This is a genomic window from Tenacibaculum lutimaris, from assembly GCF_003610735.1.
Classification (GTDB): domain Bacteria; phylum Bacteroidota; class Bacteroidia; order Flavobacteriales; family Flavobacteriaceae; genus Polaribacter; species Polaribacter lutimaris.
This window is the reverse complement of sequence record NZ_RAQM01000009.1, coordinates 273090-286303: the sequence shown is the minus strand read 5'-3', so window position 1 is coordinate 286303 and position 13214 is coordinate 273090. Positions and strand designations below refer to the sequence as shown.

Here is a 13214-nt window from a genome sequence, read left to right as displayed (position 1 = left end):
TTTGATGAGGGATTTTTTGTTTAATCATGGTTTCTTCTTGATTTACCTCTTTGCTCAGGCTTCCCTTTTTTGTAGTATTTGTTTTCTTTATTCTTACGTCTTTTAATTATTTTACTCTTTTTACCAATCTTAGCATTTGGTACGGCTCTGTAGTAGTAAAAATCGTTATCTTCTCTAAACTGACGATAGTTTCTAGTAAAATCTTTTCTGTAAAAATATACATCGTTATAATCAAAAATATCACCAATGTTTATATCAATACTTACATCAACTCCGTCATCATAATAGTAATAATCATCATCGTAATGATTGTGGTGGCCTGGTTTTACAAACCCTCTATATCTAGGATTACCCCATCTGTCATATTGAATACGTAAGTTACCAACCTTAAACAAATTACCAAACTTGTACTTCATAAAAACACTACCAATTCTGGTAACATTACCTCTACGATCATAATTAATGTGAACATTACCCACACTTCTAATACGTCCACTTCTGTCTCGGTTAATTCTTACTCCATAATCAGAGTATCTGTTATAATGTGTGTTAAAATCGAAATCACCATTTAAAAATACATGAAATTGAACTCCTCTTTCAACAAAGGTAACAGCGTCGTTGTGGCGAATAGTAACCCCAATTTTGCTAGTTGATTTTGTAATGTTGTCGTTTGCTTTAACTGTGCTTAAAGACATCATTGCTAATAATAATAGTATCCCTGTTCTCATAATTGCTAATTTTAGGGTTATGCTTACTCTATATGCTTTTCGGCTTCCGCATTTGTTTGATTAATTTTCAAAGAACGTGCCAAAAAGTCAAATGGGTGTTTTTTTGAGTTAGACTTTAAGGTTAGTTTGTTAGGTATTTTCTTGCAAATCAATTTGTTATTTTGGTTTTTAAAATAATTTACATTCCAAAGTAAAAAGTTCTATATTTATACGACTTACTTTAAAACTTATATATAAGAATGGTTGAAGCTATTGAGAAAAATTTACAACGAGGAATTAAACTATTAACAGCGATAACAGATGAACAGTATAGTGATAAATCAATACCTCCTTACTATTCGAGTATAGGGGCTAATATGAGACATATATTGGATGTTTTTGCTTGTATTTTTAATGGGCTCGAAAAAAAGTGTGTAGATTTTTCTGATAGAGAACGAAATAAATTAGCGGAAGAAAAAACAGCGTTTGGAATAGCTTACTTTAATGAAGTAATTGCTGGATTACACTGTTTAAACATTGAGGATTTTGATAAAATAATCTCTGTTACTGATGATTTAGGAACAGGAAAGGTTACTGCAAATTATACTTTAGGAAGTGCATTAATACAAGCGCATAGCCATGCAATACATCATTTTGCAAGTATAGGGTTTATCATAAATCAATTAGGGATTGAATTACCTGATGCAGATTTTGGCTATAATCCAACAACTCCTAAGAAAGTGTTTGCCGAGTAAGTATTATCGGTTAATATACACCCAACCTTTTTTAAGTTTTTGATAGGTGTTAGGTTGATCACCTAATTCTAAATAATAGAAATAAGTAGCAGAAGGAAGTTTATCTTCTTTGTTAATAGTAGATCTTCCGTTAGAAGTACCGTCCCAATTATTTTTATAATCTTCTGTTTGATAAACAATAACCCCCCAACGATTGTAGATAACTAGTTTATTGTGAGTATATTCATTAACTTCATCAAAAACTAAATAATCGTTTAGGTTGTCTCCGTTCGGAGAAATTAGAATATTATTATTATTATCATCTTTAATTTCATCACTCATTAAAGAACCAATAGTAATAACTTCATAATTATTAGGAACAAAGGCTGCAGATGTAATAGTTCCTTCAGACAAATTTCCTGTAACTTCTAAAACATCCAAGTTTTCCCATTGGTTTTCGGTCTTACTCCAACCAACCACAATGAGTTGAGAAATATTGTTTGCTAAAGTAGTAATATCACTACGAGAATTCCAAGTTAAGGTAATACGAGTTTCATTTCTACCATCAAGGTCCCAAAACTCTGTTTGACTAATGTTTTCAATAATAGCCTGTTTTTGATCTGTTAAAAAATTACCTGTAAATGTTGAAGGAAAATTAGGGTCTTCGTAAAAATAAGCACCTTTAAATGTATAATATCTGTTGGCATTTGGAATACTCATCGAACGTAACATAGAGCCATCTCCGATAGGAAATATAAAATCTGAGGTGTTTTTATTACCTTGTTTAATAGATGAGTATCCATTTACATGTCGTTCGTTATCTTCACCTGCATAGAAATCATAATCGATAAAATCGAGGGTGATATTGGTGTTATTTCTAGGAGTAATTACTTGTCCGTTAATAAAATCTAATTGATTACGAACTCCTAGAGAGTTGTATAATTCTAGATTTTGTAGCGCATCAATTTCAACATTAAAAAAAGTAATTTTGTTAGTTCCTGAAATAGTTCTAATTTCAGTGTCAGCATAAAAACCAGCAAAACCAGTATAATTATCTAAAGTACCTTCGTTCACCACATTGGTATGAAAACCTATTTGAGCACCATCGTGTAGTTGTACATTTCCTGTGTTTAAAAATGCGTTTTGAGCAATAGTAACAAAACTACTCAAGATAAAAATAAACGATATGTATTTTTGATACTTCATTATTTTTTTACTCTGTAGGTTATACGGCGGTTGGTAATTACTCTACATCCGCTAATAATTACATTTACCGCTAAACGATCTGAGCTTTCACAGTTTGTATCTGATTGGCTAGCATAATAGGTATTGGTGGTTAATGGAGTTGTATTAGCTAAAGCAGTACCTCCTGTAGTACTGGTATACCATTGTATGTTAGTTCCTGCAGCTGTTAAATTAGCTACCGTAGGATTGTTTGCTGAACAAAATTTTTGTTCGGTATCGCCTGTTGGGGCAATAGGTAATGAGTTTATGGTTAGCGTAACTGGAGTTCTTGTACTGGTACAAGTACCATCTGAATATTCTGCATAATAAGTTATTGTGTCTTCAGTAGCCAATGTTGGATTACTAACAACATTTCCACCAGTCATAGCATCGTACCAGGTAATAGTACCTGCAGATGTAATAGCATCGTTAGCATCTAAGGTTTGTATTGGGCTTGCAGCACATTCCGATATATTACCAGAACTGATAGGGGGGCTTGGAGAGGTGTTTACTGTTACAACAATTGTTTTCGTGTCTGTATTACCATTCTCATTTGTAACAGTTACTTCAAAAGTGTAGTCTCCTGAAAGTGAAGGAATATAATTATTAGGGTTTTCTGATGTCGATGTATATGTATCTGAGTTAGGAGATGCTATTAAGTTCCAAGAAAAGTTTTTAGTACCAGGACCAGAGGGGTTAGCAGATAAAAAAACAGTATCTCCTAAACAAATAGGGCTGTTAGATGTAGGACTTACAGTAAGTGAACCTCCATTGTTATTTAAATCTGAAAATGAGTAGTCAGCACTATTTGAATTCTCATTACAAATAGCATATTTTACAGATCCTAAATAAATAGATTTACTTGCACTACATGGTTTAGCTATTTCTAATCCATAACCAGAATCATTAGATTCAATGTAAATATCAGTATCAGAATCAGGAAATGTTAAGGCGACATTTTCCCATGTTACATACCCGTCATAAGCAATTGTAAAACTAGTGGTTTTCAGGGTTGAAGAAGTGGCAATATGTAGAATAGCTTTATTGTTTCTGTCCCCGTCTCCTACAGTTATAGAGTTTATATTTTGAGGAGGGGAAACATTTAAATTAATTGTGTTTCCACCAATTATTGTAACATCATTCGTAGCACCGTTACCAGGATAGTAAGGGGCAGCCACCCAAGAAGTACCATTATAATACTCCCAATTATTTACATCGTTCCAATCACCGGAGTTTACACTTCTAAAATCATGAATATTTTGACTAATTGAAATATTAGAAATTAATACAAAAAAGAAAAAAATATATGTTTTTAAAAACTTCATAAGCTTTCTTTTTAGTATTATTTTACTACAAAGACTACATTGATAATTGTGTTATCATCGGTTGGAGTTGATGATACTGTATAATTTAAAATTCCTGTTGAAGAAATAGTCATTCCTGTAACATTTGTACCATCACCAAATACATCAGGATCTGCATCAGTTACAAAATAATATAACTCATCTCGTTCATAAAAAGGTATGGATGCGGTAGCATCAGATTGGGCTATAGGACTTGTAAATTGATCGCGATACATTTGATATAAATCAATAGGAGTTTGAGCTCCAATTGTAGAAGCAGGAATTTCAATTGAAGGCGGATAAAACACTCTAGCAGCTTTTGTTGGAGCTATCATATTCCACTCAGTACCATCAAAAACATAATATACCTTTTCACCATTGGTAGGTTTATATATAAATGTATCGTTTTCTATCGGCGAAACAGGAAAAGTCCCGTCTGGTTCATTTTGAATAGTGTCTGTATCGGTTGACACTGTAACCGTATTTTGTTGGCTGTTTGCCCATTGAACTCCAGTTCCTGTTGAGGTTAATACTTGACCAGAAGTTCCAGCTGAGTTATTAATATCTAAAAGAGTTCGGTCAAATTTTGTTGGACTTTGTAAAGTAATATTACCTAGAGCTGATAGTTGCATGGTAGTACCAGCAGAAATACGAGTGCTATATGTACTAGATATGGTTAAATCTCTAATTCTTTCCATATTTAGTGAGTATAAGTCAAATCCGTCTAGTCTACGACTACTTGTTAACGTTCCATCAGCAGTATAAATGTTTTGAGATGCTAATGTAGAGGTGATTAATTTCCAACCGTCTACAGTATCATATATTTTTATTTGATTATTGGTAGTATCAAACCAAACATCATTTTCAAGAGGAAGGGTTGGTGCATTTGTAGAGGTTATTACAGTATTGTTATTAACCGTTTGTATAGTTCCTTTATTATCAATAACCCTAACTTCTTGTGCATTGGCGCTAAAGTTTAGTAGCACCAATGCAAAAGTTAGTATAAAAAAATTTATATGTTTAATGTTTTTATGCATTAAGAATTAGTTAACCCATTGTATTTCAATAATGTCACCAGCGTAAGTAGTCCAGTCATTTGGAGCTGGTGCACTCGTATCAAGAGTAATAGTATTGTCAGCCGTAATTGTGTAATCTATACCAGCTCTTAGTTTAGCACCATTTCTGTATACAGATACATTATTAATAGATGTTCCTGCAGCTAAACCATTTGCAGTTACGGTAACATCTCCATCATTAGCAATTGGAAATTCATCTCTTCCTGCTGTAACTTGAAAAATATTTGAAGCTAACGTTTTTCTTACTACACCTGTAGCTTCATCTCTAACTAAGACAGTGAAACCAGTATTTTCAATACCGTCAGTAGTGTCTGTTGCATCAGCAATAGCTGCGGGACCATTCTCAGCATCGGTACCTAGTAAAGTAAATGTATTTCCATCAATAGTAAAAGTATTACCATCTAAACCAATCGTAGTAGCTGTATTTAAAGTACCTCCTAATTGCCATGTTGTAGTTGTTTTGTCATTTGTAGTATTTACAATTTGTGTAATACCATTGTTAGACTGTAAATACTTGATAGTACCCTTGTTATCAATTAATCTAACAGCCGTAGCTCCTTTAGCTACATCAGATGTTGATTGTGCGCTCACAGTACCTACGGCTAGGAAACCAACAGCTACTAAAGCGACTTTTAATTTGTTTGTAATTGTTTTCATAATTTAAGAATTGATTGCGTTATTAATCTTTTTTAATTTTCTGTTATGTATTAATATAATTGAACTATTCGTATTTCATCACCTGCATAGCATATAGCCTCAGGTTCTATGGTAATGGTGGTAGGGTTGTCAACCGTAAAATCTATTCGTACACCGTTTCTATACACGTTAATTTTATCTGTGGTATATAGTGTTAATCCAGTAAAGGTTACTTGTCCGTCAGTAGCTGTAATTTTAGTAACTTCTTCTCTTAATAAATTACTAGCAGAAGTTCTTTTTAAAATTCCTGTAGTTCTATCAACAGTAACAACATCATCAGTTGTTATATCTCCGTTTTCTAAGCCAGTTATAGCTAAAGTATTGTTAGTATCTGTTCTAATAATGGTAGGTTGTATTAATACACCACCTAATTGAATAGTGTTTGCGCTTACTGAAAGTCCATTATTGGCAGAAGTTGTTGTGTTAGATGTAGCCCATGTAGTACCATCATAAGCGTAAATAACTCCAGAAGTACTATCTACATAAACATCTCCAGGTGTTGGATTTGGAGCAGTACTCGCATTAGGAGGTCCGTTGCCTCTTCTTGGATTGTTATCTATAGCAATCCAGCTACTTCCATCCCAGATGTGTGTTTTGTTATTTTGAGTATCGTTAATCCAAAAATCTCCAATAGCATTATCGGTTGGAGGTGTAGGAGAAGTAGTAACCTTAATAGCTTCTCTAACATTACTAGAGCCATTGCATAAGCTTACCCATGAGCTTCCTTCGTACACAAACACACAATTTTGGTCTGTATTAAAAACCAAAGCACCTCGTAGCGGTTGAATAGCGTTCATTTGAGTATCAGTCATTCTGCTAATAACTAATACTTTGTCTGAGCTTTCTAGTTCTAAAATGGAATTTGGGTCTATAGATGAAGGATTCTCTCCAACTTTTACCTGAGAAAAAGAGGGGAGTACCATGCAAATAAGAATCAAAGAAAAGAGTAGTTTTCTTTCCATTCAATGAGTTAGTTAATTGGTTTTAAGACTCGGGGGGATTCTTATAATACAAGGACTTGTATCGAGGACAAAGATAAAAAAAGAATTTTTTATTTAGAGAAATGTTTTATTTTTTTTGTGTATTTTTTTAAAACGATGATTTCGTTTAAGAAGTGAAAAGGATTTTTGTAAGGGGTGTTAAAATGAGTATGATTCGTGGTTGCGATGTTGAAAAGAGACTTCCAATGTGTTCTAATTGCTTTTAAAGCTTTTAAGTATGTATAGTTTTCTGAATCGTAAATATGTGTTGGTTCAGCAATAATTCCGTTAATTTCTAAGACTTTAAAATCGGTACCATTTTCTAACTCTTCAAACGTATTATATTTTAAATCTACTCTTCCGTAGTACCATCCAGGAATAGATTTACTCAATTGATCAAAAGTGCTAATCAATTTTTTAGTGATAAGATGATTACCGTTTATAAATTGTGTTCCTTTAGAGTGATTTCCTACTGCAGTAAGTTTTATGATTTCGTTTTTCTTCGGAATAGAGTCAAGTTTTTCTTTATGTATTTCAGCAAATAAATCTAGGTATAATTTAGCTCTGTTGTCTTTAAGAATTAACTCTTTTAGGCTAGATGTACCATCTCCAGTTACCGATAAAAAATGTTTTAACGTTAACGAAGAGATTTGACCCGTGTTTTCATTTGGATTTCTATGGTAAAAAACTCCGCATTCATTTTCATAGTCTAGAAACTCCTGAATAATGATGTTGATAGGATACTTTTTAAGATAGTTTTTAAGTTCTTTTTCAGTAACTATTTTTTGAACTAGTAAGCCTCTAAAACCTACATCTGGTTTGGCAATTAAAGGAAAAGCTATGCTTTCCTTTTCAAGAGCTAGAAGAATATTTTTAAACTTTGAGTTAGGTTGTACTAAAACCGATTTTGGACGATGTTTTTTTGGGACTAATAAAATGGTTTCGTACTTGCTTTCTGTTCCGTTTCCTGAACTTTTTATACACGGATTTGTAGCACTAAAAAAAGCTAAATGTTTGGCTCTTAGTGCTAAATAAAAAGCATAAGGCAGGTTAGGGAGATAAAACATAGGTGAAGGCCAGTGTTCCCAATTGGTAAGCTTTTGTATGGTGTTACTTTTTTTCAAAAAGGTAATCTAGTAAGGTTTTAAATGTTTTAAAACCGAAATATACGGTAAAAAGAGTTAATGAAACTCCAATCGTTAATAAGCTATAAGCAAAGAAAACTTTTGGTGCTTCTTTAAAAATACGTAACGCTTTAAAAGCGATACTTAATACCAGAGGAGAAGCAATAAGTAATCCTAAAAAGATTAAGAGTTTTTTTATGCCTTTTTCTAAAGTAGAATCGTTACCCATTGTTAAAATTTTTAATAGCTTCTCTAACACTTCCGTGTTTTTTTAATAAGTCTGCTGCAGTTTTTTGATCTATTTGTAATTCAGTCATTAGCATTTTTTCACCTCTGTCAACTAGTTTGTTGTTAGATAGTTGCATATCTACCATTTTATTTCCTTTTACTTTTCCTAATTGAATCATGCTAGCTGTAGAAAGCATATTTAGTACTAATTTTTGTGCTGTTCCTGCTTTCATTCGGGAACTTCCAGTTACAAATTCAGGACCTACAACAACTTCAATTGGAAATTGTGCAGTGAGTGCTAAAGGACTTTCTTGATTACAGGTTATACAGCCTGTGACTATATTGTTTTCGTTACATTTTTCTAGAGCCGATATCACATACGGAGTAGTCCCAGAAGCAGCAATACCAACAACAATATCTTTGGATGATAAGTTGTGTTTTTGTAAATCTTCCCAACCTTGTGTAGTTGAATCTTCTGCAAACTCTACTGCTTTTCTAATAGCATAGTCACCACCAGCAATTAAGCCAACAACCAATTCATGTGGTACGCCAAAAGTAGGAGGACATTCACTTGCATCAACAATTCCTAATCTACCACTAGTTCCTGCTCCCATATAAAACAATCGTCCACCTTCCTTAAGCTTTGAAACAATTTGTTGGGTTAGTTTTTCTATTTGTGGTAAAGCTTTTTCAACAGCTAAAGGAACTGTTTTATCCTCATTATTAATGTTAGTTAATAACTCAGAAATACTCATTTGTTCTAAGTTATTGTACTTAGAATCTTGCTCGGTCGTTTTGATAAACTTCATGCTTCAAATTTACTAATTAAAAAGTTTAAGAAAGAAGCGTGACGTTTATAATTTTTTAGTGTCCAATTATATAAAACCGAACGATATTTATTTGGGATTATAATTAATAATTTGGGGAAGTTGTTATTTAATAAATTGTTTAGTTTCCTTATTTAAACAAAAAAGCAGGTGATTTCTCACCTGCTTTTTTGTTTATTAAAAGTTGTTATACTGATTAAATACTCTGTAAAATTGTATTAAAAGTAGTGCTAGGTCGCATAACATCATCAGTTAAAGTATCATTAGGTTCGTAGTAACCACCTATATTTACGGTCTTTCCTTGAACAGTGTTTAGCTCATTTACAATTGTAGTTTCTTTAGTAGCCATTTTTTTAGCTATTGGAGCAAACTGAGCTTTTAATTCAGCATCTTTGTCCTGAGTAGCTAAAGCTTGAGCCCAGTACATTGCTAAATAAAAGTGTGAACCTCTGTTGTCTAACTCTCCAGTTTTTCTTGAAGGCCCTTTTTTGTTGTCTAACAACTTGCTTGTTGCATCGTCTAAGGTTTCTGCTAAAACTTTTGCTTTACTATTGTCATTTGTTTCACCTAAGTGTTCTAAAGAAACAGCTAAAGCTAAAAATTCACCTAAAGAATCCCAGCGTAAGTGGTTTTCTTCTACTAATTGCTCAACGTGTTTAGGAGCAGATCCACCAGCACCCGTTTCAAACAATCCACCACCATTCATTAATGGTACGATAGATAACATTTTTGCTGAAGTTCCTAATTCTAAAATAGGGAATAAGTCAGTTAAGTAGTCACGTAATACATTTCCTGTTACTGAAATAGTTTCTTTACCTGCTTTAACTCTCTCTAAAGTATATTTAGTAGCTTCTACTTGAGATAAGATTTTAATTTCTAATCCAGTAGTATCATGATCTTGTAAGTACTTTTCTACTTTTTTAATAATCTCTCTATCATGAGCTCTTTCTTCACCTAGCCAAAAAACTGCAGGTGCTCCTGTAGCTCTTGCACGAGTAACAGCTAATTTTACCCAATCTTGAATAGGTGCGTCTTTTGTTTGACACATTCTCCAAATATCACCAGCTTCAACAGTATGCTCTAATAAAGTAGTCCCGTTGGCATCAATCACTTCAACTTTTCCGTTAGAAGTAATTTCAAATGTTTTATCATGAGAACCGTATTCTTCAGCCTTTTGAGCCATTAAGCCTACGTTAGGAACTGTACCCATTGTAGTAGGATCAAAAGCACCATTCTTTTTACAGAAATCAATAGTTTCTTGGTATAAACCAGCATAAGAACTATCAGGAATTACAGCTTTAGCATCTTGAGGCTTTCCTTCTTTATTCCACATTTGACCTGAAGTACGAATCATTGCCGGCATAGAAGCATCAATAATTACGTCAGAAGGAACGTGTAAATTGGTAATTCCTTTGTCAGAATTTACCATTGCAACATCAGGGTTACTAGTGTAAATAGCTTCAATATCTGCTAGAATTTCTGCTTTTTTATCAGCAGATAACTCTTCAAGGTTACTTAGTAAGTTACCAAAACCGTTATTTACATCTACACCAATTTCTTTAAAGGTATTACCATGCTTAGCAAATAAATCTTTAAAGAAAACACGAACAGCATGACCAAAAATAATAGGGTCAGAAACCTTCATCATGGTTGCTTTCATATGTAAAGAGAATAATACTCCTTTGTCGTTAGCGTCTTTAACTTGTTCTTCTAAGAAAGTTAATAATGCTTTTTTACTCATTACAGAAGCATCAATAACTTCTTTCGCTAATAATGATAAGTTATCTTTTAATATAGTTTTGTTTCCATTATCATCTGTATGTACAATTTGTACATTAGTTGCATTTGGTAGAGTAACTGATTTCTCACTATGTGCAAAATCACCTTCTGTCATTGTTGAAACGTGAGTTTTAGAGTCAGAACTCCAAGCTCCCATTGAATGAGGGTTCTTTTTTGCGTAATTTTTTACAGCTTTTGGAGCTCTACGGTCAGAGTTACCTTCACGTAAAACAGGATTTACAGCAGAACCTTTTACTTTATTATAACGTGCTAAAACAGCTTTTTCTTCATCAGTTGTAGCTTCTTCTGGGTAATCAGGTAAAGCATATCCTAAAGCTTGTAGTTCTTTTATAGCCGCTTTTAATTGAGGAACAGAAGCTGAAATGTTAGGAAGTTTAATAATGTTAGCTTCTGGTTTTTTAGCTAGGTCACCTAAAAAAGCTAAAGCATCTTCTACTTGTTGTTCTTTTGTTAAGTAGTCTGAAAAGTTAGCAAGAATACGACCAGCAAGAGAAATATCTTTGGTTTCTATTTCTATGTTAGATGATTTTGTAAAAGCTTTTACGATAGGTAAAAACGAACGTGTAGCTAATGCTGGAGCTTCATCCGTTTTTGTATACATAATTTTAGCAGTCTTATTCATATTTATATGTAATAATTAAATTATATTTTGAAGTGAGGCAAATTTAAGAATTACGAATGAGTTTTTTGCTGATAAATTATTATTAATTAAGGTGTTTTATTGTGAAAATAATAATATAGCTGCTTAAAATGAAGATTTTGTTATTAAAAAAAAAGCCATATCAAAACAATTTCTTGTAATTAACATGGCTTTCCTGAAATAGTAAGGGCACTGACTTGTATTGCTACATCATCAAATAAAACAGTGTTTATGTTTTTTCCGTAGAAAAAACTACATTACTACTTCAAATTTGAAGTTTCATTTTATAAAAAATCTATTTATAAAACTACTACTTCGATGTTTTTAAACAGGTTCGCTAAATTTAAAACCAATAATACTTATAACTAGAAAATTCTAAATTACTAATAACTTACAATTAATCAAAAATTACGATGGTACTTAGCTCTTTAGTTTAAAAACAAGATATATAAAGAACGTTACTTTAAATGGTTTACTTTGTGTGATTAGTATAGTTGAACTATTTTCTGACGTCACTTATTTGTAAACTCTTTCTCAAAGATAAGAAGTTTTTGTGTAATTACAATGTTTTTAATCTATTAGTTATCAACAGATTGGGTGTTTGGGTTTATTAACAAAATGTGCATAAAAAAAGCACTGTAATAATACAGTGCTTTTACTTCTTGAATGAAAGAAAATCTTAGTGTCTTCTTTCTTTGATTCTTGCTTTCTTACCAGTAAGATCTCTAAAGTAGAAAATACGAGCTCTACGTACTTTACCTCTTTTGTTAATTTCGATCTTTTGAATAGATGGTAAGTTGATTGGGAAGATACGTTCAACACCTACAGTACCAGACATTTTTCTGATAGTAAATGTTTCAGAAGCTCCACTACCTCTTTTTTGGATAACAACTCCTCTAAAGAACTGAGTACGAACTTTATCTCCTTCTCTAATTTCGTAGTACACTGTAATAGTGTCTCCAGCTGCGAATTCTGGTAATTCGTTTTTTGTTACAAATTCGTCTTGAACAAATTTTACTAAATCCATTTCTATAATTATTTATGGTTGTATAAAAGTAACATACACGATTTTTTCGTCAGAGGTTAATTTTAGTGGCTGCAAATTTAAGTTTTTTATTTTGATAAAAAAAAATAAATAAAACGCTGATTATTAGTTAATCTAACAAATCAGGGCGTATTTCTTTGGTGCGTTTGTATGCTTGTTCAGAACGCCACTCTTCAATTTTTGGGAAGTTACCAGATAACAAAACTTCTGGTACTTTCATTCCTTCATATTCAGAAGGTCTTGTGTATACTGGTGGTGATAGTAAATTATCCTGAAAACTATCTGTTAAGGCTGATGTTTCATCTCCTAAAACTCCCGGAATTAATCGTATTACTGCATCGCATAAAACAGCAGCTGCTAATTCTCCTCCAGTTAATACATAATCTCCAATAGATATTTCTTTAGTAACAAACTTATCACGTACACGTTGGTCAACACCTTTATAATGTCCTGTTAAAATAATTATATTTTCTTGTAAAGAAAGTGTGTTTGCAGTAGCTTGATTTAAGGTTTTAGCATCAGGAGTCATATAGATTATTTCATCATACGTTCTTTCAGATTGTAATTTATTAATACATTTAGCAATGGGTTCAATCATTAAAACCATGCCTGCACCTCCACCAAATTGGTAATCGTCTACTTGACGATAATTACCAAAACCGTATTCTCTTAAGTTGTGAAAATGAACTTCAGCTAAGCCTTTTTCAATAGCTCTTTTCATCATTGAGTTTTCAAATGGGCTTTTAATTAAGTCTGGTTCTACTGTGATAATATCTATTCGCATGCGGCA

Annotated in this window: 13 protein-coding genes; 1 reads left to right on the top strand and 12 read right to left on the bottom strand. The window is 32.6% G+C overall.

Going from position 1 to position 13214, the window contains the following annotated elements; all coding sequences use genetic code 11:
- Positions 1–20: 20 nt before the first annotated feature.
- Positions 21–728: a hypothetical protein gene (locus C8N26_RS09665; RefSeq protein ID WP_120187106.1), complete on the bottom strand. Its 708-nt coding sequence runs from the start codon at positions 726–728 to the stop codon at positions 21–23.
- 239 nt (positions 729–967) lie between these two features.
- On the opposite strand from C8N26_RS09665, the gene C8N26_RS09660 reads away from it, so the two are divergent.
- A complete protein-coding gene (locus C8N26_RS09660; protein WP_120187105.1) occupies positions 968–1462 on the top strand; it encodes a DinB family protein in 495 nt (164 codons plus the stop codon).
- Between the two features lie 3 nt (positions 1463–1465).
- Here C8N26_RS09660 and C8N26_RS09655 read toward each other — a convergent pair whose 3' ends face one another.
- The 11 genes from C8N26_RS09655 to trmD form a co-directional block, all read right to left on the bottom strand.
- Entirely contained in the window at positions 1466–2647 is a 1182-nt protein-coding gene (locus C8N26_RS09655; protein WP_120187104.1) for a gliding motility-associated C-terminal domain-containing protein, read from the bottom strand.
- On the bottom strand, positions 2647–3990 hold the full coding sequence (locus tag C8N26_RS09650) for an Ig-like domain-containing protein (RefSeq protein WP_120187103.1): 1344 nt from the start codon (positions 3988–3990) through the stop codon (positions 2647–2649). The genes C8N26_RS09655 and C8N26_RS09650 overlap by 1 nt, the downstream gene beginning before the upstream one ends.
- A gap of 17 nt (positions 3991–4007) precedes the next feature.
- Entirely contained in the window at positions 4008–5045 is a 1038-nt protein-coding gene (locus tag C8N26_RS09645; RefSeq protein ID WP_147418497.1) for a hypothetical protein, read from the bottom strand.
- Between the two features lie 6 nt (positions 5046–5051).
- Positions 5052–5741, bottom strand: coding sequence for a hypothetical protein (locus C8N26_RS09640; RefSeq protein WP_120187101.1), 690 nt, complete (start codon positions 5739–5741; stop codon positions 5052–5054).
- Between the two features lie 50 nt (positions 5742–5791).
- Positions 5792–6742, bottom strand: a complete 951-nt coding sequence (locus C8N26_RS09635; RefSeq protein ID WP_147418496.1) for a hypothetical protein — start codon at positions 6740–6742, stop codon at positions 5792–5794.
- 89 nt (positions 6743–6831) lie between these two features.
- Positions 6832–7884, bottom strand: a complete 1053-nt coding sequence (locus C8N26_RS09630; RefSeq protein ID WP_120187099.1) for an ATP-grasp domain-containing protein — start codon at positions 7882–7884, stop codon at positions 6832–6834.
- On the bottom strand, positions 7871–8113 hold the full coding sequence (locus C8N26_RS09625; RefSeq protein ID WP_028890937.1) for a DUF6095 family protein: 243 nt from the start codon (positions 8111–8113) through the stop codon (positions 7871–7873). The genes C8N26_RS09630 and C8N26_RS09625 overlap by 14 nt, the downstream gene beginning before the upstream one ends.
- Positions 8106–8921, bottom strand: coding sequence for an N-acetylmuramic acid 6-phosphate etherase (gene murQ, locus C8N26_RS09620; RefSeq protein ID WP_120187098.1), 816 nt, complete (start codon positions 8919–8921; stop codon positions 8106–8108). Before murQ ends, C8N26_RS09625 begins: the two co-directional genes overlap by 8 nt.
- A 214-nt stretch (positions 8922–9135) precedes the next feature.
- Positions 9136–11361: an NADP-dependent isocitrate dehydrogenase gene (locus C8N26_RS09615; RefSeq protein WP_120187097.1), complete on the bottom strand. Its 2226-nt coding sequence runs from the start codon at positions 11359–11361 to the stop codon at positions 9136–9138.
- Positions 11362–12058: 697 nt separating this feature from the next.
- Complete coding sequence (rplS, locus tag C8N26_RS09610; RefSeq protein WP_028890940.1) at positions 12059–12406, bottom strand: 50S ribosomal protein L19; 348 nt, start codon at positions 12404–12406, stop codon at positions 12059–12061.
- Positions 12407–12533: 127 nt separating this feature from the next.
- Entirely contained in the window at positions 12534–13208 is a 675-nt protein-coding gene (gene trmD, locus C8N26_RS09605) for a tRNA (guanosine(37)-N1)-methyltransferase TrmD (RefSeq protein WP_120187096.1), read from the bottom strand.
- Positions 13209–13214: the final 6 nt, after the last annotated feature.